At 52.7% G+C, this 26203-nt stretch carries 24 protein-coding genes and 7 tRNA genes; 19 read left to right on the plus strand and 12 right to left on the minus strand.

What is annotated here, in order from left to right; all coding sequences use genetic code 11:
* Window positions 1-25: 25 nt before the first annotated feature.
* From htpX to msrB, 4 genes are all read right to left on the minus strand, one after another.
* Window positions 26-931: a protease HtpX gene (gene htpX / locus NF683_RS13100; RefSeq protein ID WP_089038712.1), complete on the minus strand. Its 906-nt coding sequence runs from the start codon at window positions 929-931 to the stop codon at window positions 26-28.
* Between the two features lie 107 nt (window positions 932-1038).
* Window positions 1039-2286: a pyridoxal phosphate-dependent aminotransferase gene (locus tag NF683_RS13105; protein WP_253920200.1), complete on the minus strand. Its 1248-nt coding sequence runs from the start codon at window positions 2284-2286 to the stop codon at window positions 1039-1041.
* A 55-nt stretch (window positions 2287-2341) separates the two neighbouring features.
* Window positions 2342-3295 (minus strand): ribosome biogenesis GTPase YlqF, encoded by a 954-nt coding sequence (gene ylqF / locus NF683_RS13110; protein WP_089038710.1) that lies wholly within the window; start codon window positions 3293-3295, stop codon window positions 2342-2344.
* A 120-nt stretch (window positions 3296-3415) separates the two neighbouring features.
* Entirely contained in the window at window positions 3416-3814 is a 399-nt protein-coding gene (gene msrB / locus NF683_RS13115) for a peptide-methionine (R)-S-oxide reductase MsrB (RefSeq protein ID WP_038482587.1), read from the minus strand.
* A 338-nt stretch (window positions 3815-4152) separates the two neighbouring features.
* On the opposite strand from msrB, the gene NF683_RS13120 reads away from it, so the two are divergent.
* From NF683_RS13120 to NF683_RS13180, 13 genes are all read left to right on the plus strand, one after another.
* Window positions 4153-4228: transfer RNA gene (locus NF683_RS13120), tRNA-Glu, on the plus strand.
* Window positions 4229-4283: 55 nt separating this feature from the next.
* Window positions 4284-4358: transfer RNA gene (locus tag NF683_RS13125), tRNA-Gly, on the plus strand.
* A 21-nt stretch (window positions 4359-4379) separates the two neighbouring features.
* A tRNA-Glu gene (locus NF683_RS13130) sits at window positions 4380-4455 on the plus strand.
* Between the two features lie 27 nt (window positions 4456-4482).
* Window positions 4483-4557: transfer RNA gene (locus tag NF683_RS13135), tRNA-Gly, on the plus strand.
* A 4-nt stretch (window positions 4558-4561) separates the two neighbouring features.
* Window positions 4562-4637, plus strand: a tRNA-Glu gene (locus NF683_RS13140).
* Between the two features lie 32 nt (window positions 4638-4669).
* Window positions 4670-4744 (plus strand) — tRNA-Gly (locus tag NF683_RS13145).
* 263 nt (window positions 4745-5007) lie between these two features.
* Window positions 5008-5970, plus strand: a complete 963-nt coding sequence (locus tag NF683_RS13150; RefSeq protein WP_253920201.1) for an ABC transporter ATP-binding protein — start codon at window positions 5008-5010, stop codon at window positions 5968-5970.
* Window positions 5967-6740 carry an ABC transporter permease gene (locus NF683_RS13155; RefSeq protein WP_038482594.1) on the plus strand — a complete coding sequence of 258 codons (774 nt, stop codon included), beginning with the start codon at window positions 5967-5969 and terminating at the stop codon, window positions 6738-6740. Before NF683_RS13150 ends, NF683_RS13155 begins: the two co-directional genes overlap by 4 nt.
* A 57-nt stretch (window positions 6741-6797) precedes the next feature.
* Entirely contained in the window at window positions 6798-7631 is an 834-nt protein-coding gene (gene queF / locus NF683_RS13160) for an NADPH-dependent 7-cyano-7-deazaguanine reductase QueF (protein WP_253920202.1), read from the plus strand.
* A 47-nt stretch (window positions 7632-7678) separates the two neighbouring features.
* Window positions 7679-8239, plus strand: coding sequence for a nitroreductase family protein (locus tag NF683_RS13165; protein WP_253920203.1), 561 nt, complete (start codon window positions 7679-7681; stop codon window positions 8237-8239).
* A 5-nt stretch (window positions 8240-8244) separates the two neighbouring features.
* On the plus strand, window positions 8245-8763 hold the full coding sequence (locus NF683_RS13170) for a YiiD C-terminal domain-containing protein (protein WP_253920204.1): 519 nt from the start codon (window positions 8245-8247) through the stop codon (window positions 8761-8763).
* Between the two features lie 93 nt (window positions 8764-8856).
* Window positions 8857-8944: transfer RNA gene (locus NF683_RS13175), tRNA-Ser, on the plus strand.
* Window positions 8945-9287: 343 nt separating this feature from the next.
* Window positions 9288-10052: an SDR family oxidoreductase gene (locus NF683_RS13180; RefSeq protein WP_253920205.1), complete on the plus strand. Its 765-nt coding sequence runs from the start codon at window positions 9288-9290 to the stop codon at window positions 10050-10052.
* A 379-nt stretch (window positions 10053-10431) separates the two neighbouring features.
* Here NF683_RS13180 and NF683_RS13185 read toward each other — a convergent pair whose 3' ends face one another.
* Window positions 10432-11217 (minus strand): CLCA_X family protein, encoded by a 786-nt coding sequence (locus tag NF683_RS13185; protein WP_253920206.1) that lies wholly within the window; start codon window positions 11215-11217, stop codon window positions 10432-10434.
* 158 nt (window positions 11218-11375) lie between these two features.
* On the opposite strand from NF683_RS13185, the gene NF683_RS13190 reads away from it, so the two are divergent.
* Window positions 11376-12113: a MauE/DoxX family redox-associated membrane protein gene (locus tag NF683_RS13190; protein WP_089038701.1), complete on the plus strand. Its 738-nt coding sequence runs from the start codon at window positions 11376-11378 to the stop codon at window positions 12111-12113.
* 108 nt (window positions 12114-12221) lie between these two features.
* Complete coding sequence (locus NF683_RS13195) at window positions 12222-12908, plus strand: type 1 glutamine amidotransferase domain-containing protein (protein ID WP_253920207.1); 687 nt, start codon at window positions 12222-12224, stop codon at window positions 12906-12908.
* Window positions 12909-13281: 373 nt separating this feature from the next.
* Here the strand turns inward: NF683_RS13195 and NF683_RS13200 are convergent, their stop codons facing one another.
* Together NF683_RS13200 and NF683_RS13205 are read right to left on the minus strand one after the other, a co-directional pair.
* Complete coding sequence (locus tag NF683_RS13200) at window positions 13282-14163, minus strand: dihydrodipicolinate synthase family protein (RefSeq protein ID WP_253920208.1); 882 nt, start codon at window positions 14161-14163, stop codon at window positions 13282-13284.
* 10 nt (window positions 14164-14173) lie between these two features.
* On the minus strand, window positions 14174-14950 hold the full coding sequence (locus NF683_RS13205) for an aldolase (RefSeq protein ID WP_125746622.1): 777 nt from the start codon (window positions 14948-14950) through the stop codon (window positions 14174-14176).
* A gap of 103 nt (window positions 14951-15053) precedes the next feature.
* Here NF683_RS13205 and pdxR point away from each other — a divergent pair, with 103 nt between their 5' ends.
* Window positions 15054-16520 (plus strand): MocR-like pyridoxine biosynthesis transcription factor PdxR, encoded by a 1467-nt coding sequence (gene pdxR, locus NF683_RS13210; protein WP_253920209.1) that lies wholly within the window; start codon window positions 15054-15056, stop codon window positions 16518-16520.
* Window positions 16521-16746: 226 nt separating this feature from the next.
* Here pdxR and NF683_RS13215 read toward each other — a convergent pair whose 3' ends face one another.
* Entirely contained in the window at window positions 16747-17547 is an 801-nt protein-coding gene (locus NF683_RS13215; RefSeq protein ID WP_089038697.1) for a MipA/OmpV family protein, read from the minus strand.
* A gap of 948 nt (window positions 17548-18495) precedes the next feature.
* Window positions 18496-19779: a M20/M25/M40 family metallo-hydrolase gene (locus NF683_RS13220; RefSeq protein ID WP_253920210.1), complete on the minus strand. Its 1284-nt coding sequence runs from the start codon at window positions 19777-19779 to the stop codon at window positions 18496-18498.
* Window positions 19780-19936: 157 nt separating this feature from the next.
* Here NF683_RS13220 and NF683_RS13225 point away from each other — a divergent pair, with 157 nt between their 5' ends.
* Window positions 19937-21400: a sodium-dependent transporter gene (locus NF683_RS13225; RefSeq protein WP_253920211.1), complete on the plus strand. Its 1464-nt coding sequence runs from the start codon at window positions 19937-19939 to the stop codon at window positions 21398-21400.
* Here NF683_RS13225 and NF683_RS13230 read toward each other — a convergent pair.
* Both NF683_RS13230 and NF683_RS13235 read right to left on the minus strand, forming a co-directional pair.
* Complete coding sequence (locus NF683_RS13230) at window positions 21362-22708, minus strand: Y-family DNA polymerase (protein WP_253920212.1); 1347 nt, start codon at window positions 22706-22708, stop codon at window positions 21362-21364. The genes NF683_RS13225 and NF683_RS13230 overlap by 39 nt on opposite strands.
* The gene (locus NF683_RS13235) at window positions 22705-23130 is read right to left on the minus strand and encodes a LexA family protein (protein ID WP_038482639.1); all 426 of its coding nucleotides are present in this window, start codon (window positions 23128-23130) and stop codon (window positions 22705-22707) included. Before NF683_RS13235 ends, NF683_RS13230 begins: the two co-directional genes overlap by 4 nt.
* A gap of 462 nt (window positions 23131-23592) precedes the next feature.
* Here NF683_RS13235 and NF683_RS13240 point away from each other — a divergent pair, with 462 nt between their 5' ends.
* Window positions 23593-24471, plus strand: coding sequence for an alpha/beta fold hydrolase (locus tag NF683_RS13240; protein WP_193068080.1), 879 nt, complete (start codon window positions 23593-23595; stop codon window positions 24469-24471).
* A 34-nt stretch (window positions 24472-24505) separates the two neighbouring features.
* Window positions 24506-25549 carry a patatin-like phospholipase family protein gene (locus NF683_RS13245; protein WP_253920213.1) on the plus strand — a complete coding sequence of 348 codons (1044 nt, stop codon included), beginning with the start codon at window positions 24506-24508 and terminating at the stop codon, window positions 25547-25549.
* A 9-nt stretch (window positions 25550-25558) separates the two neighbouring features.
* On the opposite strand, the gene NF683_RS13250 is transcribed toward NF683_RS13245, so the two are convergent.
* Complete coding sequence (locus NF683_RS13250; protein WP_089038690.1) at window positions 25559-26125, minus strand: Smr/MutS family protein; 567 nt, start codon at window positions 26123-26125, stop codon at window positions 25559-25561.
* Window positions 26126-26203 lie beyond the last annotated feature (78 nt).

Raw genomic sequence — 26203 nt, forward strand, 5'->3', positions numbered from 1 at the left:
TGTTATGCAGCTAGCGACTATGCGTTTACTGACGGTAAGCCGCTTCTTTTAAGGCGCGAATGCGATCGTCCAGCGGCGGGTGGCTGGCGAACAGCTGCTCTAGCAAAGAGCGGGTTTGGCCTTTAGTAATAGCCATCGCGCGCAGAGTATCAGGCATTTGGTCAGGCATTTCAGTTTCCGCTTTCAGACGTGCCAGCGCATTCACCATCGCGCCGGTGCCCGCTAGGCGTGCGCCTGCCTCATCAGCACGGTATTCACGATAGCGTGAGAACCAGGCAACGATTGCAGAGGCGACAAGACCAAAGACGATTTCTGCTACGATCACCACGGCAAAATAACCGATAAAACCAAGGCCACCTTCGCCGTCGCTACGACTTCTTAAGAAGTTGTCGACTAACTGAGCCACGACCCGAGCAAAGAACATAACAAAGGTATTCACGACGCCTTGAATCAGCGCCAGCGTGACCATATCGCCGTTGGCCACGTGGCCGATTTCGTGGGCCAGCACCGCGCGCACTTCTTCAGGGCGCATACGGTTTAATAGGCCCGCTGAAACGGCGACTAATGCATCGTTCTTATTCCAGCCGGTGGCAAACGCGTTGGACTGCTGAGCAGGAAAAATGCCCACTTCTGGCGTTTTAATACCCGCTTCGCGGGAAAGTTCAGCCACCGTATCCAACAGCCACTGCTCTGTTGAATTAGAGGGTGCTTCGATAATTACGGTGCCAGTCGAACGCTTTGCCATCCACTTGGAAATAAACAGCGATATCAGCGAGCCGACCATGCCGAAGATAAAGCAGAAAATCAGCAGGCTAGTAAAGTTGATGCCCTGACTGCTTAGGTAGCTTTCCACCCCAAACAGTCGCAGCGTTAAGCTGGCAACCAGCAACACCGCTAAGTTGGTGGCTAAAAACAGCACAATTCGCATCATGATGCGGGTTCTCCCTCAAAGGTCATTAAAAAGCGTTAGTGGAATGACAGTTTAGATACGTGCTGTTAACGTCAGTTTCAAGTCACCGTTTTTATTGACCGCCGTTTTTATTGGCGATAGCGAGACAAGAAATTAGCAAAGCGATCAAGCGCATCACCCAGCTGATCGGCCCATGGCAGAGTAACAATGCGCACGTGATCCGGTTCTGGCCAGTTGAACGCAGTGCCTTGCACCAGCAGAATTTTTTCCTGGAGCAGTAAGTCCAGCACCAGCTGTTGATCATCCTGAATGTTAAACACCTTGGGATCTAAGCGGGGAAAGGCATACAGCGCACCTTTAGGCGTCACACAAGAGACCCCTGGGATGGCGTTAAGTTTTTCTATCGTGATATCTCGCTGAGCCAATAGTCGGCCGCCTGGCAGAATCAAATCATTGATTGACTGGTAGCCACCCAGTGCGGTCTGGATAGCGTGCTGGGCTGGGACGTTAGCGCACAAGCGCATTGAGGCCAGCATGGTTAAGCCCTGAATGAAATCACTGGCACGCTGTTTGGCTAACGTGCCGGAAATGGTCATCCAGCCGGAACGAAAGCCCGCGCAGCGGTAGCTTTTCGAGAGCCCATTCATGGTAATGACCAGTTGGTCATCATCGGCCAATGCACCCGTGGCAGTGTGCTCTACGCCGTCATAAAGAATCTTGTCGTAGATCTCATCGGAGAACACCACCAAATTGTGCTCTTGGGCAATATCCAGCACTTCCCTTACCACTTCAGGCGGGTAAACCGCGCCGGTAGGGTTGTTCGGGTTGATAATGACAATGGCTCGGGTGCGGCTGGTAACTTTGGCGCGAATGTCTGCTATGTCCGGTGCCCAATCGGTTTGTTCATCGCATAAGTAGTGCACGCCGTGACCGCCAGATAAATTCGCTGCGGCGGTCCATAGCGGGTAGTCAGGGGCGGGGATCAGTACTTCATCACCGTCGTTTAACAGCGCCTGCATGGACATCACTATCAGCTCGGAAACGCCGTTGCCGATGTAGATATCTTCAATGCCAACCCCAGGAATCCGTTTACGTTGGCACTCTTGCATAATTGCCTTACGCGCCGAGTAAAGGCCTTTAGAATCACAGTAGCCCTGGGCAGTGGGCAGGTTGCGCATCACGTCTTGAAGAATCTCTTCCGGCGCCTCAAAGCCAAATGGCGCCGGGTTGCCAATGTTAAGCTTTAAAACTCGCTGGCCTTCTTCTTCCAGGCGCTTGGCATGGTCGAGCACTGGGCCGCGAATGTCGTAACAGACGTTATGCAGTTTGTGCGATTTTTTCAGTGTGTGTGATTCTGTAGGCTGCGGGGTGTCCATGGGGTTTATTATCCAAAATGTCCTGTGGCCGAGGGTGCTGTTGATGATCAGCTCATTATGCGTCGGATTGTAGGTGGCTGTCTTCGTCGTTTTGTATCGGTGGCGGTGGAATATCACCTGGGGTTTCTAAAGTAAGCCTACCGAGCTTGCCATCGCGTAGCTCGTGAAGCAGCACTTCGGCGCCGCGGTGTATGTCGACCTCGCCACCGGGGCGTAAGCCGCCGCGCTTACTCGCAATTTCTTTCAAAATGGCGTGGCCGTCAAAACCGGCAAGGGCTAAGAAGTCCGGCTTTTGCGGGCCATCAGCATCCACCTCTTGTGCTACGGGCGCTTCATAAGTTGGCAGCGCCTTTAACTTATAGCGGGCGGTCAACTCTGCAGGATAGCGCTTGGCAAGCTCGGCGCTGGTGATGATGGCTACATCGGTATACTCAATCGCGGTATCACGAATTGCACCGCTAGCAGCCAAACGATAGGCGCTAGCCTGGTCTTCGATTTTTGGCCATAGCACCCCCGGGGTGTCGATCAGCGCGACGCGGCCGTCAATTCGCACCTTTTGTTGGCGCTTGGTGACCGCGGGTTCATTGCCAGTTTTAGCAATTTTACGACCGGCGAGCCCATTGATCAGCGTCGACTTCCCGACGTTGGGAATGCCCATTACCATCACGCGGACATCTCTATCAGCGCGTACCGCGCCTGCCAGCTCGTGGCATAGCTTAGGGATTTTTTTAAGCTCGCGAATATTGGTAGTGGTAATTGCCAGGGCGCGGGTATCTTCTTGGGCATCGAAAAAAGCCACCCACTCCGCAGTACGCTCAGGGTCGGCAAGATCCGCCCGCGACAAAATCTTCAATACCGGCTTATGGCGAGTCAGCTCGGCCAGCATCGGGTTGGCGCTGGAGTAGGGCAGACGCGCATCAAGTACTTCAATCACGACATCAATTTCGGGCAGCGCGTCCTTAATCTGGCGGCGGGCCTTGTTCATATGTCCGGGGAACCAGCCGAGCATGAGTTTCTCCTAATTAGCGCAAAGCAAATACAAGCACGAAAAACGGGCACAAAAAAAGCGGGCTGCCATTCTAGCAGATGGCGCCCGCCTTTCTGACGTTGAACGAGGATTTAGTGACGATTACTCGTCAGGATGAAACTCTAGTGACACCGAATTGATGCAGTAGCGCAACCCCGTCGTGTCTGGCGGACCATCAGGAAATACGTGACCCAGATGGGCATCGCAGTGGGAGCAAACGACTTCAGTGCGCCGCATGCCGTGGGAGGTGTCGCTATGCTCTTCAATGCAGCGTGTTCCCAGTGGGCGATCAAAGCTTGGCCAGCCGCAACCCGCATCAAACTTATGTTCGTTTTCAAACAGCGGCGCATGGCAGCACACACAGTGGTAAATACCTTGGGCATCACTGACCTGATAATCTCCGGTGAAGGGGCGTTCAGTGCCTTTCTCACGTGCCACATGGTACTGTTCCGGGGTGAGTTGCTTGCGCCATTCATCAGGGGATTTTTCTATTTTCGCCATGGGGATCTCCTCTCCCTCTGGTTACCGTTAAACAGAGGCTTACTAAGCAGGCTAGCGTATCACTACGCAGAGTGACAGTAGATAGCCTGTTCAGGTTCAGCATGTGTGAAAGGTAAGAAAACCGCCAGTATGGCGTTTACACGCTAGCAACATTACCGTGACGGTATAGTAAGTGCATGAGAAATAAGTAGGTGCGCTTATATAAAGTGCTGGGGGGATCAAAGCGCCCCATTTTGAAGGCGCGACTCATGGCAGGATAAAACGTTTCGATTTCAGAGTGCTTGACAGCACATTAAGGGCTGAGTAATATACGCGCCACCTCGACGAGGCAATGAAACGTCCCATTCGTCTAGTGGTCTAGGACACCGCCCTTTCACGGCGGTAACAGGGGTTCGAACCCCCTATGGGACGCCACTTACTCTTATAGAGTTAGTGGTATAGAGTAAGAGGTCGTCAAGGTATCGGATGTGCGGGAATAGCTCAGTGGTAGAGCATCGCCTTGCCAAGGCGAGGGTCGAGAGTTCGAATCTCTTTTCCCGCTCCAAGCATTTTATATGCTTACAGTGTCCCATTCGTCTAGTGGTCTAGGACACCGCCCTTTCACGGCGGTAACAGGGGTTCGAACCCCCTATGGGACGCCAATCCGATTTGCGAGTAATACAGGTTAAGCGGGAATAGCTCAGTGGTAGAGCATCGCCTTGCCAAGGCGAGGGTCGAGAGTTCGAATCTCTTTTCCCGCTCCAAAACGTCCCATTCGTCTAGTGGTCTAGGACACCGCCCTTTCACGGCGGTAACAGGGGTTCGAACCCCCTATGGGACGCCATCTCGCATTTTTTGTAGCACTGTTTGTTGTACGCGGGAATAGCTCAGTGGTAGAGCATCGCCTTGCCAAGGCGAGGGTCGAGAGTTCGAATCTCTTTTCCCGCTCCATACAACGGTTTTACATCGGTGCCAAGGGTCGAGAGCTGGAGCGCCAGCCCGGTCGAATCTCTTTTCCCGCTCCAAACAAACACTCCCTTTATCCTCCTTTATTGCTTGTTTTCCTGTGTTTTTTGAACACTGTATCGCACATCAATTGGCGATATTTTCGCGTGGCCGTCTTTCGAGCGACTTGAAAAAACATACGGATGCCCCGATATCCTCTCGTCTAACTTGTTTTTCTTGTGCTCCCCATTTGCTGACAGGACATATTCATGGCCGAACCGGCATTGTCTATCCGTGGCCTCACAAAAGTGTATGGCAACGGCTTTCAAGCGTTAAAAGGTATTGATTTAGACGTCCAGCAGGGCGATTTTTTTGCTTTGTTAGGACCTAACGGCGCGGGTAAGTCGACCACCCTGGGGGTGGTCTGCTCGCTGGTGCAGAAATCCGCCGGTAAGGTGTCGATTTTTGGCATCGATATTGATAAAGACTTCGCGAAAGCCAAATACCAGCTTGGCGTGGTGCCCCAGGAGTTCAATTTTAATCAGTTTGAAAAGGTCATTGATATCATTTTGGCCCAGGCGGGTTATTACGGAATGACTCGTAATGAGGCGTTGCCCCGGGCTAAGCAACTGCTCACTGACCTTGGGTTATGGGACAAGCGTAACGGCAGTGCGCGTATGCTTTCGGGCGGTATGAAGCGTCGTTTGATGATTGCCCGTGCGCTGATGCATCGCCCAAAGCTACTGATTCTTGATGAGCCAACAGCGGGTGTCGACATCGAGCTGCGCCGCAGTATGTGGGAATACATGCGGCGTATTAATCGCGATGAGGGCACTACCATTATTCTCACAACACACTACCTCGAAGAAGCCGAGAGCCTGTGCCGCAATATCGCCATTATCAATCAAGGCGAAATCGTGCGTAACACCAGTGTGCGTGAACTGTTGACTGAGCTGAACACTGAAACCTTCCTGCTCGACTTGTCCGCCCCAGTTGAGCAAGCGCCCGTCGTTGAAGGGTTTGAAATTCAGCAGATCGAGCCTTCCCAGCTAGCGTTGGTGATTCATCGTGGTCAGCAGCTTAACGATGTGTTCAGTGCCTTAAGCGAACAGGGGCTAAACGTGGTTTCCATGCGCAACCGCGCCAACCGCTTAGAGGAGATGTTTGTTTCCATGGTGGAAAGTAGCCAGCAAGCGATTGATCAACGCAAGCAGCAGGAGGCGCGGGCATGAATGCAACGCAGACCCTCATTGCGCTGTGGACCTTAGTGCTTAAAGAGATCAAACGCTTTACGCGGATTTGGCCGCAAACCTTGCTACCGCCATCCATTACCATGGCGATGTACTTCATCATCTTCGGTAACTTGATTGGTTCGCGCATTGGCGATATGGACGGCTTCAGCTACATGGACTTCATTGTGCCAGGGCTGATTATGATGTCGGTGATCACCAACAGCTACTCCAACGTGGCCTCTAGCTTTTTTTCCAATAAGTTTCAGCGCTCTATTGAAGAGATGATGGTCTCTCCTATGCCCAACTGGGTGATCTTATCCGGCTTTATTTTGGGTGGTATGGCCCGCGGCTTGGGGGTGGGGTTAATTGTTACGCTGGTGTCGCTGTTCTTTACCCGTTTAACTGTCGAGCATCCGCTGCTCACGGTGCTGGTCGTTGTGCTGACCTCGGCGCTGTTTTCCATCGGTGGTTTTATTAACGCGCTGCTGGCCAATAAGTTCGATGATATCTCCATCGTGCCGACGTTTATTTTGACCCCGCTGACGTATTTAGGCGGCGTGTTTTACTCGATTTCGATGCTGCCCGATTTCTGGCAGGGCGTCTCCATGCTCAACCCAATACTGTATATGGTGAACGTCTTCCGCTACGGCTTTTTAGGCGTTTCTGACATTCCGGTCGTCTGGGCGCTGGCCGCTATCTTTGCCTTTATCGTTGTGCTGTTTATGGTGGCACTCACCATGCTAGAGCGCGGCAAAGGCATTCGCAGTTAAACGTGTGATAACGCCCAGTAGAAAAAAGCACGCTACTAATCAAGAGAGCAACCCGTCATGGCACACCGCCCCGATACCTTAGAACACGCGCCCTTAGGGCGCGATTCCGCCTACCCAGAGCATTATGACGCAGGGCTGTTGTATCCTATTCCCCGTGCTGCGAACCGTGCCCCATTGGGCATTGAAGACAGTAAGCTACCGTTTGTGGGGGAAGATGAGTGGCACGCGTTTGAAGTTTCCTGGTTGAATAACCGGGGTAAACCCATCGTGGCGGTTGCCCGTTTCCGCCTGCCTGCGGATTCACCCAACCTGATCGAATCCAAATCCTGGAAGCTCTATCTCAATAGCCTAAACCAAACGCGCTTTGAAAGCCGAGACGCGGTGCAACGTGTGCTTGTGCGCGACCTAGCCGCGGCGGCGGGTGCTGCCGTTAGCGTAGAGCTATTAGCGGTAGACGACGCTGAGCTTGCCCCCCAGCGCTTGCCGGGCGAATGCCTGGATGACCTGGATATCGACATCAGCGATTACACGCCCAGTGCGGCGCATTTGGCAGTCAGCGAAGAGATCGTTGAAGAGACGCTGCACTCCCATCTACTTAAATCTAACTGCCCTGTGACTGGTCAGCCTGATTGGGGCAGTGTATTAATTCGCTACAAAGGCCCTAAAATCGACCGTGAAGGGCTGCTACGCTACCTAATCGGTTATCGTCAGCATCAGGACTTTCACGAGCACTGTGTCGAGCATATTTTTACCGACCTGATGCAACTGGCTAAGCCTGATGAGCTACTGGTGTTGGCCCGCTATGTTCGCCGTGGCGGGCTTGATATCAGCCCATGGCGAGCAACGCTGGGGTTAACGCCGCCCACCCCATTGCGCCTAGCAAGGCAGTAACAACGGCGCTAATCTAGCGCTCAACGATCAATAAAAGGGGAGTCATCATGGACGCACTCACGCTGCTTCACGAACGTAGCTCTATGGGGAAACTCACCGAGCCTGCGCCCAGTGCCGACCAGCTCAGCGCTATCTACCAAGCCGCGCTGCGCGCCCCAGACCATAAAGAGCTGCGCCCCTGGCGGTTTATCGAATTTATCGGCGAAGGGCGCGAACGCCTGGGTGAGCTGTTTGCAGAAGCAGAGTTTCAAGAAGACCCCAGTGCCAGCGACGACACGCTAAATTCCGCACGTAAAAAACCGCTGCGTGCGCCGATGATCATTGCCGTGATTGCCAAGGTCACCCCGGATATTCCTGGTGTACCGAAAATGGAGCAGGTGATATCCGCCGGATGCACCGCCCACGGCATTCTGCTGGCCGCCCACGCGCTAGGATTAGGTGCCATGTGGCGCAGCGGTAAGTACGCCTTTGACCCCGTGGTGCGTAAAGGCCTATCGCTAGACGAAAATGACGAAGTGGTCGCGTTTATCTATCTGGGTAGCCTGGCAGGTCGCCATAAACCGCTACCTCAGCACAATGTGGAAGACTTTGTAGAGCGTTGGGACTAACGGTCATGAGCCAGCCACGTCAACCAGGAGTGCCTTATCCCCGTTTGCCACTCCCTGAAACCCAGGAAGACCTTGCCGCCTTTCAGCGGTGGCTAGGGGAAGCAATTCCCATGGTAGGCGCGCTGGGGATTCAGGGCATGACCCAAAGCACCGCTCGAGAGGGCGGGGCGTTGATGTGGCAGCTAGCGCTTAGCCCCAACCTAAACGACAAAGGCACAGGCTTCGGTGGTGCGCTAACGGCGCAAACCACGCTGCAGGGCTGGTGTTGGGTAACGCTATGGCTGCGTGCCCAAGGGCGGGCGCAAGATGTGGTAGTGGCCGAAGCCAGCCAGCGCTTTCTTGCGCCAGTCACTAGCGACTACCGCATCATTTGCACTCCCAGCGACTCCCAAGGCCCTGAGCAGCTAGCGGAAAAGCTTAACGCGCGGGGCAGGGGCAGCATTGCGCTCACTCAGCAGCTCTACTGTGGCGACACGCTCTGCCTGGAAGCCAGCGGGCGCTACGCTGTGCTGCCTGTTGCTTAAATCTTTAAAAGGCTTGCTATTTTAGGTCTTAGACCATAGAATATGCGCCGTTCTGTTGGGAAAGGCAACGCCTTAACAACCGAGCAAAAAAGTGGAGAGGTGTCCGAGTGGTCGAAGGAGCACGCCTGGAAAGTGTGTAAGTCGAAAGGCTTCGAGGGTTCGAATCCCTCCCTCTCCGCCACAGAATATAGAAAAAGCCCGCTGAGCAATCAGCGGGCTTTTTCGTGCCTGCCATTTAAGTTATCCACATGCAGTTTGCGCTACGCTAGTCCTGTTTTTGCCCATGAAAGGTGACAAAGTTTCGCATAAGTATAAATAAAACAATGGTTTATGAGTAGTGTGTTTGTTTTTATACGCAATTTTCAAAGGCTGACGATAATGTTAACGCGCATGCACACTAATAAACTGTTATAGCGCCTTGAAGTACAGCAAGATTCGGGTCGGCAGTAGTCGTTCGGTCTCCTAATATGGCATCTGTTCGGGCATATGCCCTTTTATAGTAAGCAGATCCTAGAGGAATAACGATGACTATACTTGCCAATAAAGTAGCTATTGTTACCGGTGCCAGCACCGGAATTGGTTACGCAGCCGCGAAGCTTTTTGCGAAAGAAGGAGCTGCCGTCGTGGTGGCCGCAAGGCGACAAAAGGAGCTTGATAACCTTGCGGACGCAATCAACGCGGAAGGCGGGCAGGTGCTGGCAGTTGCGGGCGACGTTAGCGAAGAAGCTTTTGCCAAAGCGTTGGTAGATAAGGCGGTAAGTCACTTTGGCGGATTGGATATCGCTTTCAACAATGCGGCTATCCTGGGTGCTATGGGCCCTGTCCCGGAGATGTCGCATACGGACTGGAATCAGGTTATTGCGACCAACTTAACCAGCGCATTTTTGGGCGCAAAGTACCAACTGCCCGCCATGGCTGCCCGAAAAGGAGGTTCATTAATTTTCACCTCTACCTTCGTTGGTTACACCGCAGGTATGCCTGGCATGGCTGCCTACGCAGCCAGTAAGGCGGGCCTTATTGGGTTGACTCAAGTGCTGGCGTCAGAGCATGGGCCACAGAATATCCGGGTCAATGCCCTTCTGCCCGGTGGTACTGATACACCAGCGGGACGTGAATTTGCCAATACGCCGGAAGCATTGGCGTTTGTGCATAACCTGCATGCTCTCAAGCGTATGGCGACACCAGATGAGATTGCTCAATCCGCATTGTACTTAGCATCTGATGCCTCCAGTTTCACAACGGGTTCTGCGATGCTGGTAGATGGCGGTGTATCCATAAACCGTGTCTGAGAGGCTGCGCCATGTCAGGCTATGACCGAATCATTTGACTGATCGGGCAATTGATCAGCTCAGGCTTGAAGAGATAGCCGCCCTAGTGCATTTTGGTGGCGGTTAGGCATCATCTCCAGCCGTGAGACGCAGCGGTGCTGCGAGGCTAAGATCATGTTTAAAGCCCTTGCCTACCCACCGCTCATTACACTCTCAGCGATGAGGTGTGTGTCACTTCCCCTTAAAAGGGAAATATGCCGCTGAAACCTATCCCTGCGACGGCGACGATTACAACAACGATAACGACAATGGTCGTGGTAGAGGGCATTTTTCTCTTCCTTTGAGAAATGAGTGTCATTGAAGCGTAGTCGCCATTGGCGTGTTTCGCACAACTCACGTTTTATGAACGGCGCTCTTTATTGAGTGCTTTCCCCAAGCTGGCAAAATAGGCGCTGAATAGCGCGTTGATGCGTTCGCGCTGTTCGCCTTGTGGGTATAGGCCGTGTTCTGCCTCAGGGGAGGTTTTGGTGCCTTTCACCAGGAAGTGGTTTTTGATGCTGGCGTCTTGCACGAAAGCTTCAAAGGCTCGGGCGCATAGCTCTTCTGGTTTGCTGTAATAGAGCTGGCCGTGAGCTTTGTCCATGGCGACGGAGTGGTTGAAAAGCGCGCTGGGCTGCTGGCCGTCGGGGTGAAGCAGAATGGCGTGGAAGCAAGCGAGTAGGCGCTGGTTGAGCGGGTGGTTAATCGGGGCTGCATCCGCTAGCCATGCCGCCGAGGCGAAGGCGCTAGCGGGCATGTTGTTAAAACACTTCTGGGCAATGTAGTGATCGAAGGCATGAAACCATTCATGGGCAATGCTGCCAGGCCCCGCATTCTTGGCGAGAGAAAAGCTGCGCTGGCTGGGGTCGTAATGGGCAGAAACGCCGGGCCTACCACCGCTGCCGTACTGTAGGGCTAACGAGCCACGCAGCGAAATCAGTGCTTCATTGCCGTGCAGTATCAGCATTAAATCGCACAGCGCATCGTGAAAAAGCTCGGCGGCGCGGTCGCGCTCTGCAGTGGTCACCCAGCGGCCTATTTCAATTGAGCGAAAATCGAACTGGCGACGGATCAGCGCAAAGCTGCTGGCACGCTCTGGGCGGTGCATTGGCCCTTGGCGATAAAACTCTCGCGCTTCAATGCTCACGGCGTGCTCGCTAACCTAAAAAAGAAGTTCACCGCGTTATCTTATCGAAGGTAACGAGTAAGCGCCAAAGGCTGTTCGGCAAGCTTGCCTAATGTGGCTACCCTTATACCTAGGCAGCGAATGATGGGCTGCACTTTGTTGCACAACAGGGAGGGAGTATGGCAACGGCACATGTTTATCGCATGAAAACGGATGCGCACCAGTGCCCCTTTGGTTTGAAAACCGTTTCATTGCTGCAGCGTAAGGGCTACGAGGTGCATGACCACCCGTTAACATCCCGCGACGAAACCGATGCATTTAAAGCGAAAGAACAGGTCGATACGACGCCGCAAACCTATATTGATGATAAGCGCATCGGTGGCTATGAAGAGGTGCGCGAGTATTTGGGCTTAAACGTGCCGGGTGCTCAGGAAACATCCTATCGGCCAGTGATCGCTATTTTTGCTACGGCGCTGTTGATTGGTTTGGCGATTAGCTGGCTGGCCCATGGGGCGCTATTGACGGCGCGATTACCTGAATATGCAGTGGCTAGCGCTATGGTGTTGCTTGGGTTACAAAAGCTTCAAGACGTGGAAAGTTTCAGCACCATGTTTCTGAATTACGATTTGCTGGCTAAGCGCTATGTGCCCTATGGATATGTTTACCCTTATGCGGAAACCTTGGCGGGTGTCTTGATGCTGGCGGGGGCATTGATATGGCTGGCAGCACCGCTGGCACTGTTCATTGGTACGGTGGGTGCTGTGTCGGTGATTAAGGCGGTGTATATCGATAAGCGAGAACTGAAATGTGCCTGTGCGGGCGGTAATAGCAATGTGCCGCTGGGCTTTATTTCATTGACGGAAAACCTTGTCATGATCGCCATGGGGCTTTGGATGCCGCTGAAGAGTCTGCTGTAACGCAAGTGAGTAGAAAAGGTTATGCGCCTTGCAACCCAGAAAACACGCCCCAAGGTAGAGTAAGTAACGCAAGACGCTATCGCACGCTTCACACTTAGGAGTCATTAGATGAGCAAGCGTATTTTGGTGGTGCTGACATCACATGATCAGTTAGGAGACACCGGCGAAAAAACTGGCTTTTGGTTAGAAGAGCTAGCAGCGCCGTACTATGTCTTTAAAGATGCAGGTGCAGACGTAACGCTGGCCTCGCCAAACGGAGGGCAGCCGCCACTTGACCCGAAAAGTGATGCAGACGATAGCCAAACCGATGAAACTCGGCGCTTTAAGCAAGATGATGAAGCGAATGCGGCGCTAGCGGCAACGCATCGCCTAAGCGATATGTACGCGGGTGACTTCGATGCAGTGTTTTATCCCGGCGGTCATGGCCCGCTGTGGGACCTAGTGGACGATCAAGATTCTATCAAGCTGATCGAAAATTTTATTGCCCAGGGCAAACCATTGGCGTCGGTATGCCATGCGCCTATCGTGTTGATTAATGCAAAAAATAGTCTTGGTGAACCACTGGTAAAAGGGCGCCAAGTCACAGGCTTTACTAATGGTGAAGAAGATGCGGTTGGCCTGACGGATATCGTCCCGCATTTGGTAGAAGATGCGTTGCAACAGTGCGGCGGTATTTACAGCAAAGCAGACGACTTTACGGTTTACGTGCGTGAAGACGGCCAATTGATTACCGGCCAAAATCCGCCTTCTTCTGCGGCTACCGCCGAAGCACTGATGGCATGGCTGGCTCGTTAAGTAGTTCTTTTTTTAGCGGTAGAAAGCATGACGGCGGGCAGTGTGCCCGCCGTTTTCATGTGCGACTATGAACCGACAGTGCAGTTCATCCTGATTATGGCCATCGTGATGTGCCTACCATTAGTAATCGTGATTTCGGGATAACTCATCTAAAGCGGTGGCACTAGGGTTATCTATTTTTTGGCTTTAAAAGGTAGCCCTAGCCATCCAAGCGTTTGCAGCAGTCAGGCAGCACTCGAAACTGTAAGGTAACCGGTCCGTTGTCGATCAGCCCTGAAAAAGTGCACGAAATCGAGCGTAATAAACAGGCTGCTTAAGAGCAGCCATTTGGGCAGTTGGTTTGGAAATCACCGTATATCGCTATTCCTACCTTCTATTGATTAAGATTATCCAACATACTTTGAAGTCGCTGCTGCGCTGTCTTATTTAAAGGAAGAAGCGGTTTTCTTGGGTTGCCCGCTTCTTTTCCTTGAAGTGTAAGCCCTGATTTAACTGCTGCTGCTAGGCCGAATGAAACGATAAATTCAAGAAACTCGTATTGCTGATAAAACAGTGCCTTAGCTTTCTCGTTGTCACCGCTCTTGACTGCATCGAACAGTTGTTTCGGTTTATCGCCTATCAGGCAAGGAGCTGCTGTACACCAACCGCTGGCACCTGCATTGAGAGCCTCTAACGCCATATGGTTACAGCCATTAAAGAAGGGCACTTTGCCATCCGATAGTGTGTAGATCTTGTGCATGCGTTGTATGTCGCCAGTACTTTCCTTGATCATGCTTGCATTCTGTATGCTGTCGACCATTTTAAGCATGAACTCGGGACTCATATCCACGCCACAGGTGGCTGGGTTGTTATAAACCATAATGGGCAGCGGACTTGCACTTGAGACTGCTTCGTAGTGCTGGAAGATTTCAGCCTCGCTCAACTTATAATACGAAAATGGAGAGAGCATAATTACATCGGCCCCGATGTGATGAGCATGCTGCGCGTATTTAACGGCTTGCTCGGTGGTAAGCTCTGCGATACCAATGACCACAGGTACCCTACCTGCAACATACTTCACAGTGTATTCAGCGACCTGCTTCCACTCCTCTTCACTCAAATAGGCGGCCTCACCGGCACTGCCTAATGCAGCAATAGCATCTACTTTGGCTTCAAGTAGCACATCTATTACGCTACCGAGTTTGTTGAGATCCACCTGTTTATTATTTTGGCTAAAGGGAGTTACCGGATAGCCAATGATGCCTGATAAGTTCATGATTTATCCCTTAAATGCAGTTTTGGTGATTTTTTAGAGCCTGTCTTGCGTAGTAGGCAAAATTCACTTTGTTTCGTTTATCGGACGATACCCAGTCATGTGCTTCCTGGGCCAGATCATGAGGTAGGGGCTTAATTTGACCAGCAGACATTGCTAGAAGCTGCAGTTTTGCCGCTCGCTCGATCAGGATGGCCAAGTTACAGGCCTCTTCAATCGTTTTGCCGGTTACAAGTTGTCCATGGTGGGCAAGAAATACAGCTCGGTTATTACCCAGCGCCTTTGAAATTAATACGCCCTCTTCATTTCCAACAGGGACGCCTGGCCATTCAGCAACGAACGAGCAATCGTTGTACAAAGCGGCAGTGTCCATTTGGGAAATGATCAGTGGTACTTCTAGCATCGACAATGCGGCCACATGGGTAGGGTGGGTATGAATGATGCAATTAACTTCTGGATGCTCTTTATAGATCCAAGTATGGAAACGGTTGGCTGGATTAGGCATGCCTTTGCCAGCCAATAGCTCCAGGTCATGATCCACGATTAACAAGTTTTCGGCTGTGATTTCATCAAACCCCAAACCCAATCGTTGAGTTAGAAAAGTATTGGGCTGCTCACTACGGCAGGTAATCTGGCCTGCCAAGCCTGAATCGTGACCTTTATCGAACAGGATTCGGCATGTCAGCGCGAGTTTTTCACGAACAGTCAGCTCTATGTCTTGTATACGCTCTTGCATATTGCTTTCTGCGATCTGCATTAGTTCCTGTTTTGCTTTAGTGGCGGTCTTCATGCTTTTTTCCTCAGGTGGCTTTGATAATGGTTGTACAATATCGCCGTTCTGGACCCTTAATAAGGGCCAGTTTTTTTAATTTAAGTGGTCCAGGAGGGGTGGCATGTTAAGGCCTTGGCAAACTCAGCTGTGGCTGGAAGACAGCTCTGGTAAAACCTTGCATTCAAAACTGTTGAACACGTTAACGGCGGATATTAAGGAAGGGCGGCTGATGCCCGGCAGCATGTTGCCGGGGTCCCGCGCTTTAGCCGAGCAATTAGGCGTTAATCGGAAAACCGTACAGCAGGTATATGAAGAGCTGGAAGCTCAGGGGTGGCTGGTGACACGCTCGAGGTCGGGTACGTTTGTTTCTGAAATCCTTCCCGAGCAAGGACTGTCCACGTCAGACCACTATTTGGTCAACAGTACCGACAGGACAAAATCGGCCTCGGAGCTGGTTGAAATACTCTACCAGGGGGCACGCGGCTCTTATAACGACATACCGGTAATGAATGATGGTACTCCGGACTCGCGTCTTATCCCTTATGAGCTGCTCGCGCGAACCTATCGACGGGTGTGTATAGACCTTAGCCGTCAATCAAAGCTGGGTTATGGCGACCCTAAAGGGAGCATTGAATTACGGAAATCGATCGCGAAAATGCTATCCGGTGACCGTTTTATGAACTGCTCTGCAGAGCAGGTTTGTGTTGTCAGAGGGAGTCAAATGGGGATTTATCTCGCTTCTCGAATTTTAGATCCGGGAAAAGGTGCCATCGTCATGGAGGACCTTTGTTATTTGCCTGCTAGAGCTGCGTTTGAGTCAAATGGCTTTAAAGTCTTGAAATGCAGGCTTGATGATAAAGGGCTAGATATCGAACACTTGAGAGAGATACTGGCTGAACATTCAGTCGCAGCCATTTATGTCACCCCCCACCATCAATATCCAACAACTGTCTGTATGCACATGAGCAGGCGGCTGGTACTTCTGGAACTCTCCAAAACATACAAGTTTGCGGTTCTGGAAGATGACTATGATCATGAGTTTCACTATGAAACAAACCCAATTCCTCCGCTCGCAAGCCTGCCGAATTCTGAGAATGTTGTGCATATAGGTTCGATGTCGAAGGTCTTTGCTCCTGGTCTAAGACTTGGATATATGGCGGCCAATGCTCAGTTTATTGAGCGTGCCGCACAGGAAATCGTATTGATTGACAGGCAGGGTAATGCGGTATCTGAACTTGTGCTTTCAAATCTGATGGAATCAGGTGAAGTCAGGCGTCATATCAGAAAAACGCGAAAGGAATATGAGGCAAGGCGTAATTTCGCTGCAGAAGAATTCGTCCGTTTTTTTGGTGATAAGGTTTCTTTTAAGCTGCCTACAGGTGGAATGGCTATATGGGTAAATATTTCAAAGCTTGTTAATGGGAGGGCGTTGGAACAGCTTCCCGGTAAAGACTCAACTCTAAGCACCGTTTACAACGATGATCAGATTATACCGACCCACCTAAGGTTTGGGTTCGGAGCATTGAGTAAATCTGAGATTACGCAGTCAGTAGAACAGCTTTCAAAGGCCCTGCTTGTATCAGAATGAAGTGAAGCCGACAGGTAGGGCTAGCGCATTAGTGTTTCGTTTCTGCTTTGTTATGTCGACACACCACAGGGCAGAGGAGCTCGGCTACGGGGGGGATTCTGTCAACCATCTGAGGGCGGTATCAGGTTGATAGGGCTAAAGTGCCCCATCAACCATTAAATCCGTATGCCCCAAAAGCTAGCCTTATTAAGGCATGGCCAACTGCCTATGTTAAAAACGACCGATTTTAAAAACGATAGCTTAACGATACTCCGGTGAGGGCTTGCCAATCGCTGCCTAGCTCATCAACGATTGGGCTGTCGGCCGCGCTGCCAGTCAGGTGAGTTGCGCCGACGAAACCGGTAGCAGTCCATTCAGGGGTTAGGAAATAGCTAAGGCTGGCATTCACCCCCATGCGCCAGTAACCGCTATCTGGGTTATAAGCAGCCACGCCGCTACGTACGCTGTCTTGCATTGATACGCCAAACAGCGACTCGGTCCACTTCTCGTTTGAATAGGTAACGCTGGGCGATAGCGTGAAGAATGTCCGTTCGCTAACCGGCATACGCATAACAGCATTGGCTGAAAATTTCGCGCCTTCAACGTCGCCGCTTACCGGCGTGCTGCCTGCAACGCTATAGCGCCAGAACCCTTGCTGATAGCTAATCCGCAAGCCTAACGTGGCTCCGTCATCGACTTTTTCAAACCGGCTGATATCGCCCTTATTGTCTCGCCCAAAGGTGTAGCCAATGAACGGAGAGGCGGTCCAGTTTCCGCTACGGATAGCGTGCCACTCAATACCGTCGCGCACATTGATTGAGAGCTGGTCGCCGTACGTCAGGTTAAGGACAGGCCACGCTTGTGTTTCATAGTCGTCGCTGCCCAGGTAGTCAGGTGAGTAGGTTACGCCTGCGCCTATACTGCCTTCCCAGCTGTCCCCCAATGCGGGGGCAGCGAATGCGATGCTAATGAAAGCCGCTGCTAACCAGGGGGTGAAGTACTTATAGTTAGAAGTGCTTTGGGTCGCGCGAGAAACGAGAGTCGTCACGGGGTGTCCTTTAAATTGTTCAAACCTGCGTGATTGTATGTTTTTGTTTCAAACTACTGCAAGCGCTCTAGAGACCTGCGTGGTCCATGAATTGGAACTATTTTCTGTTTCATAGCTTAGGTTAGATAACTCAACGGCTATAGGGCGCACTGTGCACACATAGCGCAGGGATAGCGCTACAAGGAAGTGCAAGCAGGGAGTGCTTGTGGTGCACAAGGACGCATGAACAGGAGGTTCGTGAAGAAAAATCAAGGAGGACCTGATAAAACCCCGGCCAGTGCGATGGTCGGGGTTTTTTTATGGGCAAACGGCACTGCTGACTAACAAGCGTGATGATAAAACAGTGCGCTGAGTTTGCTCATTGGTGTGGATACCGCCGTTTGGCAATTCATGCAGCGTAGTGTAGCGCTGTCTTTGCCGGTGCCCTCAAGGCGAAATCGTTTTAGGTACGACGTTTTCGAGGATTCCGCGTTGCCGCAATGACGGCAAATAATATCCACACCGTAGACTGTCGGGCTAATCATGATATGTCTCACGCTGACCTCCTAACGTAAGGGAGTTAATGGGTTCAGTCGTGGTAACGTTCCGTGTAGAGGTGCATCCGTGACGATGCTTAAAAAGTATAAACAGCAAACGGCTAGTTCGCCATTTATATAAGCAGCTATCTGTTTATAAACGGGTAGTATAAAAATTTAAAAAAACTTATGTTTTGATATCCCAGGTTAATGTTTTTGACATATATGAGGTTCAAGGTAGGTAAACACAGGGAAAGGTGTTAGGGACGACCAAGCAGGAAGGCTTGTTAAACCAAGGATGCACGAACAGGACGTTCGTGAAGAAGGATTACGGAGGAAATACTACTACCCCGGCCAGGAATGGCCGGGGTTTTTTTACGCTAGTACTTGGCTACACTCGTTCTTCGCTAACTCTTCACTAACTTTCTTTTCACTACTTCTTTGCTTTTTTGGGCTTTGAGGCTTTTTTGTCTTCATCAGTATCAGGCTTGTCGCTACCCTGATGGCTAAGTGGGCTGGCCTGGTCAAGCCGTGGATGGTTGTCCAGGAATTCCCGCTGCAGGTCGGGTAGGGCATCCAGTGCTTTTAAGGTGTGGGTCAGCGCGTGAACTGCCGCGAGTACATCCTGGGTGTTGCCGGTTTCGGAAATAGTGTGCATGTTGCGAATCGGGAAGCCTATTGAGGTAGCTGCGCTATCAATAGAGGCCAGCACGCCTGCCATGCCGTCAGTGCCCGTATCCACGCCAACGATGTCCCGCTGCAGGGGAATATCCTGCTCTTTGGCGGCGCTGGCGATAATGCGGTTGAGCTGTTCGCTGGCAATCGAGCCTACGGACATCGTGAAGCCTTTGCCCATTTCTAGCGGCTGCATGCGCTTGTCGCCAATACCGGGGGCGGCTACGTAGTCGTGGTTAACGTCTACGCCAATCAGCGCGTCTGGCTTTAGTTCGCCAGCCAATACGCGGCTGCCGAAACGGCCAATTTCTTCGTAGCTGGCAATGGCAAACAGCACGCGTACGTTTTCAGTACCGCCGGCTTCTGCGATTAACTTCGCTACTTCTGCGGTAACAAAGCAGCCCAAGCCATTATCCAGGTAAGCGCCGTAGAAGGTGTTCGGGCTAAAACCAGGGCGAATGGGGCGGTCGAAAATAATGGAGTCACCCGGGCGAACGCCTAAATTCAGCACTTGCTGCTTTTTATTTTCGCCGTGGATTTGCAGGTCCAGGTAGATCTGCTCTTTTTTGATACCTTTGCTGCCATCGCGTTGTGCAGGATCAGAAAAGTGAATAGCGCCCAAGGCTTCTACTGTACCGCCTTGGATGCAGCGATAGCTGCCGGGAGCGTCAGGATCTTCGCTGAATAGCTTCACTTCATGGCCGATAAGCACAGTCGGCAAGAAGGAGTCAGTGTTGATCCAGATCTTGCCGTCTTCGCCAATCGAGCGAACCTGCATGCGGATTTTGTCTGCATGGCCGATGATCATCACTTTGAACATGTCATCGCGATCAGGGTGGGTGTCCAGTACCACGCCAGCATTGCCTTTAAATTGATGCAGATGCCAGCCGCTGGGCGCGAAGCTTTCGAAGTAAGGCTTCAGTACGCCGTAGGTCATGGCGCCTTCCAGGCCTACCGGGCTGGGGGCAGCAAGAATGTCGCGCATGATGTTGAACTGCGCGTCGGGCATGGGTTGCGTCCAGGGTTTGGCGCTGTCGCTCATGTTAAGCACTCTCCGTTGGGTGGTGTTCATCGCTCACTAGTCTGCCAGATTCTTGCTTCAGATGCGCATGGCTGGTTCGCCTAGAGAGACAAGAATTTTGGGCTTTGGTTATAAAATCCTCTAGGATAGGCGCTTTTTTCTGACAAGGTGGAAGGTCATGGCGTCTTCTGGGCAACCTCGCACTCAGTGGCTGGGCCGCTGGGGCTTTATGCTGGCAGCCACCGGTTCGGCGGTGGGGCTGGGCAATATTTGGAAATTCCCCTATATCACCGGGGAGTATGGTGGTGGGGCCTTTGTGCTGGTGTATCTGGCGTGCATTTTAGCCGTTGGCGTTCCAGTGATGATGACCGAAATTGCCTTTGGTCGGCGTGGGCGCGGCAGCCCGATTGATGCGATACGGCGCGTTGTCAATGAGTCTGGCCGCTCTTCTGCCTGGTCGCTGATTGGTTGGATGGCGATGCTTTGCGGCTTTATGATTCTGTCGTTTTATGTCGTGGTCGCAGGTTGGTCATTCTCCTATTTATGGAAAATGCTCACCGGTGGCCTTGCAGGCAGTAGCGTTGATGACATGGCGGCGGTCTTTGGAGCTAATAATGCCAACCCGTTCATTCTGGGCGGTTGGAGCACCCTGGTGGCAGTGCTGACCATGGTGATTGTGGGCAAAGGCGTTCAGGAAGGTATCGAGAAAAATGTCAGTTGGATGATGCCTGGGCTGGTGCTCATGCTCATTCTACTGATTATTTTCGGGGTGTTTTCGGGTGGGTTTGGCGAGGCAGTGAGCTTCTTGTTCTCGTTCAACGCGGGCAGCCTCTCTAGTGAAGGCATGCTGGCGGCGTTGGGCCACGCCTTTTTCACGTTGTCGTTGGCATCCGGTGCGATTCTGACCTACGGTAGCTACTTGCCCAAAGGAGCTTCGATTGGGCGTACCACGATAAGCGTGGCCATTGCTGATACCGTCGTTGCACTAATGGCGGGGTTGGCGATCTTCCCGGTCATTTTTGCTAACGGTATGAATCCTGGTGAAGGGCCGGGGCTTATCTTTATGAGCTTGCCGCTGGCCTTCCAGGCGATGCCAATGGGCACGCTATTTGGCATTCTGTTTTTCTTGATGCTCTCGATGGCGGCGCTGACCTCGTCTATTTCGATGGTGGAAGCCACGGTGTCGTGGTTATGCGATAACAAAGGCATGACCCGCAAATCGGCCTCTTGGGCGACGGGCATTGTGCTATGGCTGATCAGCACGCTGGCGATGCTGTCGTTTAACCTGGGCGCTGATTGGACACTGGCGGGTAAAACCTTTTTCGACTGGCTTGATTACCTGACCTCGCGCTGGATGATGCCGCTAGGGGGATTGGGTACGGTCGTGTTGGCGGGGTTTGTGCTGAAAAGCGAAACCTTCCGCGACGAACTGGGCCTTGCTCCGTTGCCTTATGCGCTATGGCTGACCATGGTGCGCTACGTTAGTCCGTTGGGTATTTTGGTTATCTTTGCTGATGCCTTGGGGCTTTACCAAGTTTCGTTCGCGGTGCATTGGCCGTGGCTGCTAGTGGTTTTGGTGGTCATGGTTGCAGTGGGGGAGACCCTAAGCCCTCGGCTGCGCCAAGCGCTGAGCTCGCGCTAGCCGCTGTTGTTCACGCTTCACCCTGGCAGCTGCAATGGCGCCAGGGTGAGTGCCTGCCTCCATGAGTTCGTCCCAGCAGGTGGTGTAACGGTTAGAGCGGTGCGCACAGCGCAACTGCCACGGTGCTTCCGCCTCTGTCATTCCAAAGCGAATCGTGCCTTGCCCCATGCGCTGATTAATGGCGTCAACGGCGTTCATCAAGTGCGGGTGCGCTTTATGTGAAGGCTGCAACAGCGAAAGCTGATACTGCTGTGCATCGACTAAGTCCAATAGCATGACACCGGCCTTCATAAACTGAAAACCCGGCCGATACATCTGTTCCAACCCTTCGCGCACGGCTTCTAAAATGGTGCGGGTATCGTCGCTTGGCGATGCCAGGGGAATCATCGCGCTAGGTGAAAGCTGAGGCTGGTCTTTACGATGGCGGTTGGTGTTTAGAAATAGCAATACGGCGCGGGTAAGGCTTTTCTGCTGGCGCAGTTTTTCGGCACTGCGCTGAGCATGGCGGCGCAGCGCTGCGTGCAATTCCGCTTTTACACCGGTTGCTTGGCCAAAAGAGCGTGACGTCATAATACGCTGACGCGGCTCTTCTAATGCGTTCATTGCCAAGCAGGAGGTGCCACGTAGCTCTAGCGCTGTACGTGCAAGCACCACTGAAAATCGTTTGCGAAGCTGCTTTGGATCGAACTCCCGCAACTGCCACGCCGTGCGAATACCGCTCACTGCAAGCCGTTCTGCTAAGCGTCTGCCGACGCCCCATACGTCATTCACCGGCAGCTGTTTAAGCAGCGCCGTAGTGGTCGGGCTGTTGGCAGTGAGTAGGCAGACGCCTTGGTAGTGAGGCTGCTGTTTGGCAACGTGATTAGCGAGCTTGGCTAGCGTATGGGTAGGTGCCAGCCCTACGCATACAGGTAGCCCTAAATAGCGGCGAACACGGCGGCGCACAGCTTCCCCGAGTGTTTGGCATTGAGTGTCGTTGAAGCCATCCAGGTAGATAAACATTTCATCAATAGAGTAAGGCGCGACGTCTGGACAGGCATCCCGCAGTAGCTGGGCGAGTCGTGCGGACATGTCGCCATACAGCTCGTAGTTTGATGACAGTAAGTGAATCTCTCCCCGTCGGCGCAAACCTTCCAGTTGGAAAGCGGGAGTGCCCATGGGGATTTCCAAGGCTTTCATTTCGGCCGAGCGGGCGATCACACAGCCATCGTTATTCGACATCACGCCCACGGGTTTGCCTTCAAGCGCGGGCTTAAAAACACGCTCGCAGGAAACATAAAAATTATTGGCATCAACAAGGCCAATCATGGCAAATACTCATGCACCACGGCGCGCACCACACCCCATAGCTGGCAGTTTGTCTCTTCTAACGGCAGCGGTGGATAGTGGGGATGTGCCGAGCAGAGGTGTGGTGTGCCTTGATAGAGCGCATAACGCTTTATCAGTACTTCCTCTTCAAACATGGCGACCAGGATATGCCCTAAGCGGGGCGGTATGCTGCGATCTACCACCAGCAAATCACCTTCGAATATCCCCCAGCCTTCCATGCTGTCGCCCGCGGCGGTGAGGTAAAACGTGTGGTTGGGATGTTTAATCAGTCGCTCATTGAGATCTAACGTGCGTGGTTCGTAATCTTGAGCAGGTGAAGGGAAGCCGCTAAACCCAGCGCGGCCGTATAACGTTGGAAATGGCAATGGCTGAGAGGTTAACGGCAGGGCTGTCGCGACCATCGTTGTTGGAAATGTACTCGTTGTAAACGTACTTGTTGCCAACGTGGCAGTTTTTAAAGCGGCGGGTTGGGACGGCATCGTCGGCATCCTCATGAATAAATAGTGTGTTTATAAACAGTATTTATTCATGAAGGAGAAATTGCAAGCGACGCTCAACGCTGGGAGCTACTGGCTTAGTGGGTGCAATTGGCTTAGCGAGCAAGCCACAGACCAACCACCAACGCACTGATCACGGTAATCAAGAACACAAGGTTGCGAGCACGGGTGTCACGACGTGGTTTCATAGTCATTTTCCTGTTGGTCATCATCGTTAAGAGCATTTCGAAGTAGTTGCAGCACGCAAGCGTTATCTGCATAAAAGCGGCAGATGCGCTGCGCTTAGCATGGTAACGTTTACGCCTTAGAGCGTCATCTGACGTATATGACATTGCTTGGTTATCCGGCTTTTAAGAGATCCTGCTTATGAATGAATCGACCCACGTCGGTACCGCTGCGCAGCCGCTTTCCCTGGCGAATGGTCGGCTGGCGGCGCTTAGCTGGGGGCGTAGCACTGCGCCTACTTGGGTGGCGCTACATGGTTGGCTAGACAACGCGGCGAGCTTCAGTCGGCTGGCGCCGCTATTGGTGAAAGCACTGGATATTCGCATTGTGGCGATCGACTTCCGCGGTCACGGGCATTCGGCTCATGCGCCTGCAGGAAGCGACTATGCACTATGGGACTATACCCAGGACGTGCTGGATACCATGGAGTCATTAGAGATCGAAAAGGCGACGCTACTTGCTCACTCGATGGGGGCAGCCGTGGCTTGCCTAGTCTCGGCAGCGCTGCCTGAGCGGGTAGATAAGCTAATTCTGTTAGATGGCTTAGGAGCGCTAAACACACCTGCCGAAGAGACTGCCAGCCAACTACGCAAAGGGCTAGTGGCCTATCGGCGGCCGCTTTCCCGTCCTCCTCGTTATCCCGATGTTGAGAGTGCAGTTGCAGCGCGGGTAGCCGGAGGTGTCACGCCGCTGGACAGCATCACCGCTACGCCACTTGTCGAGCGCAACACCCAGGCCACTGCCGATGGGCATGTGCAAATGCGCACGGATAGCCGTTTGTTAAAGCCTTCTTTGGTGCGCTTTACGCCCCAGCAAGTGTTGGCGCTACTGGCGGAGATTCAGGCCCCAGTACTATTGATAGAAGGAGAACGAGGCATTTTAGGCGAGCGGGACTGGGCAGAAAAAGCGCGCCAAGCAGTACCACAGTTAACGCGCCATGTACTAGCGGGTGGCCATCATCTGCATCTTGAGCCCCAGGCGGTTCATCACGTGGCCAGCACAATCAGTCAGCAAGCGTAGCGGGTACCTGATTGCTCGCGTTAGGAAGATGACGATGAAGAAAAAAGTAGCGCATGTTGTTAAAACACCTGTGGCAAGTAGCTGCTTGAATGGCGGTAATAAGGTTGCGCTGGTATTAGGGAGTGGAGGGGCCAGGGGCTATGCCCATATCGGTGTTATCGAAGCATTAGAAGCGCGCGGCTTCGAGATAATTTCGATTGCGGGTTGCTCTATGGGCGCGCTAATTGCTGGTATTTATGCCGCTGGCAAGCTGCCTGAATACCGGGAGTGGGTGTGTAACCTGGACTATTTAGATGTGCTCAAGCTGGTCGATGTGACCTGGAGCCCGATGGGCGCCATGCGAGCGAATAAGGTCATGAGCAAACTTGAAGAGCTGGTCGGCGATATGCTGATCGAAGACCTGCCTATTCCGGTGACGACCGTCGCGACGGATCTGGTTCGTCAACGTGAGGTGTGGTTTCAAAATGGCCCGTTACTCCAGGCAATCCGTGCCTCTATTGCCGTGCCGGGTGTCATTACCCCAGTACATGTGGGTGGCCAAGTACTCGTTGATGGCGGCTTGCTGAACCCACTGCCGATCATGCCGATATTAGCCACCCACGAAGCGGATTTTGTGGTGGCGGTTAACGTGACGGCGCACAGCCCACAACCGATCACCTTAGAGGAGTTGTTACCCAGCGAAGATACAAGCGACAGCCGCACCGCGTTAGAGCGCGACCGTGATGCTAATATTGGCGGTTGGATGGACGATGTGCGTGCCACCACGCGCCGCCTGTGGGATGGGCTGGGGGGCAGCAATGGTGAAGAGAGCGACGTTGATGAAACCGTTGACCTGCGTGGTCGGCGTGAATGGGGCAAGCTCGATATGATTCTAGAGTCGTTTGATATCACCCAAGCGGCGCTCGCGAAGTATAAAATCGCAGGCTATCCGCCGGATGTATTGATCGAAATTCCCAAAACTGTTTGCAGCACTTACGAGTTTCACCGGGCCAACGAATTAATTCGGCTGGGTCGGCATCTTGCTGATGAAGCGTTAGAGCGCCGCATGCCTAGCATTGCTTCGGATGCGACCGAGTGACATAGCCGCCTACTGCCCGCGCTTGCGCAGCAGAATATACACCGCGCCTGTTCCGCCATCGATATCGGTGGCGGAACAGAACGCCAAGACGCCGGGCCACTCTCTTAACCACGCATTGGTATGGCTTTTAAGCACCGGAAAGTCAGAGGTGGTGCCCCAGGCCTTACCATGCACGACTAGAACACAGCGCATGCCTTGTGCAGCGGCGTCGCGCAAAAAACTTTCAAGCTCAATCCTCGCTTCTTCTAGGGTATAACCGTGTAAATCCAACCCCGCTTGCCACGCGGTTTGGCCACGTTTTAACTGGCTTAAGGTGCGCCAGGGCAGGTCGGGCACGCTGAATTCCAGATACTCTGAGGGGCGTACCGCCTCTACTCGACCGTCGGTCGTGCGACCGCTGGTTTGCAGCGTGTTGCTCTCTACCGCCGCTTGTCGACGTGCTTGCTGGGCAGCTTCGTCGTTGCGCTTAGGCTTGCCGGGATCAGCTTGGTTACTGGCAATACGGCGCACGCCTGCTGCCTGCAGCGCTTGGCGAAAGACACTGATATCGTCGTCGTTGGGCAGGTGTCGCGTCATGGTCGGCTCAAATAGAGAAATGAAGTGTTAACAAATAAGCATAATTGAGAAGCGCACAGTATAGCGAGCTTGTCGTTG

The organism is Halomonas sp. MS1, from assembly GCF_024182575.1.
Taxonomy (GTDB): Bacteria; Pseudomonadota; Gammaproteobacteria; order Pseudomonadales; family Halomonadaceae; genus Vreelandella.

What these genes read in the sequence shown, in the direction of transcription:
- NF683_RS13170 (WP_253920204.1), top strand. Translation starts at nt 8,245, where the DNA reads ATGAGCCAGCCACGTCAACCAGGAGTGCCTTATCCCCGTTTGCCACTC.
- NF683_RS13220 (WP_253920210.1), bottom strand. Translation starts at nt 19,779, where the DNA reads ATGAGCGACAGCGCCAAACCCTGGACGCAACCCATGCCCGACGCGCAG.
- pdxR (WP_253920209.1), top strand. Translation starts at nt 15,054, where the DNA reads ATGTTAAGGCCTTGGCAAACTCAGCTGTGGCTGGAAGACAGCTCTGGT.
- NF683_RS13165 (WP_253920203.1), top strand. Translation starts at nt 7,679, where the DNA reads ATGGACGCACTCACGCTGCTTCACGAACGTAGCTCTATGGGGAAACTC.
- msrB (WP_038482587.1), bottom strand. Translation starts at nt 3,814, where the DNA reads ATGGCGAAAATAGAAAAATCCCCTGATGAATGGCGCAAGCAACTCACC.
- NF683_RS13200 (WP_253920208.1), bottom strand. Translation starts at nt 14,163, where the DNA reads ATGAACTTATCAGGCATCATTGGCTATCCGGTAACTCCCTTTAGCCAA.
- ylqF (WP_089038710.1), bottom strand. Translation starts at nt 3,295, where the DNA reads ATGCTCGGCTGGTTCCCCGGACATATGAACAAGGCCCGCCGCCAGATT.
- NF683_RS13205 (WP_125746622.1), bottom strand. Translation starts at nt 14,950, where the DNA reads ATGAAGACCGCCACTAAAGCAAAACAGGAACTAATGCAGATCGCAGAA.
- NF683_RS13150 (WP_253920201.1), top strand. Translation starts at nt 5,008, where the DNA reads ATGGCCGAACCGGCATTGTCTATCCGTGGCCTCACAAAAGTGTATGGC.
- NF683_RS13190 (WP_089038701.1), top strand. Translation starts at nt 11,376, where the DNA reads ATGGCAACGGCACATGTTTATCGCATGAAAACGGATGCGCACCAGTGC.
- queF (WP_253920202.1), top strand. Translation starts at nt 6,798, where the DNA reads ATGGCACACCGCCCCGATACCTTAGAACACGCGCCCTTAGGGCGCGAT.
- NF683_RS13180 (WP_253920205.1), top strand. Translation starts at nt 9,288, where the DNA reads ATGACTATACTTGCCAATAAAGTAGCTATTGTTACCGGTGCCAGCACC.
- NF683_RS13235 (WP_038482639.1), bottom strand. Translation starts at nt 23,130, where the DNA reads ATGGTCGCGACAGCCCTGCCGTTAACCTCTCAGCCATTGCCATTTCCA.
- NF683_RS13155 (WP_038482594.1), top strand. Translation starts at nt 5,967, where the DNA reads ATGAATGCAACGCAGACCCTCATTGCGCTGTGGACCTTAGTGCTTAAA.
- NF683_RS13105 (WP_253920200.1), bottom strand. Translation starts at nt 2,286, where the DNA reads ATGGACACCCCGCAGCCTACAGAATCACACACACTGAAAAAATCGCAC.
- NF683_RS13195 (WP_253920207.1), top strand. Translation starts at nt 12,222, where the DNA reads ATGAGCAAGCGTATTTTGGTGGTGCTGACATCACATGATCAGTTAGGA.
- NF683_RS13240 (WP_193068080.1), top strand. Translation starts at nt 23,593, where the DNA reads ATGAATGAATCGACCCACGTCGGTACCGCTGCGCAGCCGCTTTCCCTG.
- NF683_RS13245 (WP_253920213.1), top strand. Translation starts at nt 24,506, where the DNA reads ATGAAGAAAAAAGTAGCGCATGTTGTTAAAACACCTGTGGCAAGTAGC.
- NF683_RS13230 (WP_253920212.1), bottom strand. Translation starts at nt 22,708, where the DNA reads ATGATTGGCCTTGTTGATGCCAATAATTTTTATGTTTCCTGCGAGCGT.
- NF683_RS13250 (WP_089038690.1), bottom strand. Translation starts at nt 26,125, where the DNA reads ATGACGCGACACCTGCCCAACGACGACGATATCAGTGTCTTTCGCCAA.
- htpX (WP_089038712.1), bottom strand. Translation starts at nt 931, where the DNA reads ATGATGCGAATTGTGCTGTTTTTAGCCACCAACTTAGCGGTGTTGCTG.
- NF683_RS13225 (WP_253920211.1), top strand. Translation starts at nt 19,937, where the DNA reads ATGGCGTCTTCTGGGCAACCTCGCACTCAGTGGCTGGGCCGCTGGGGC.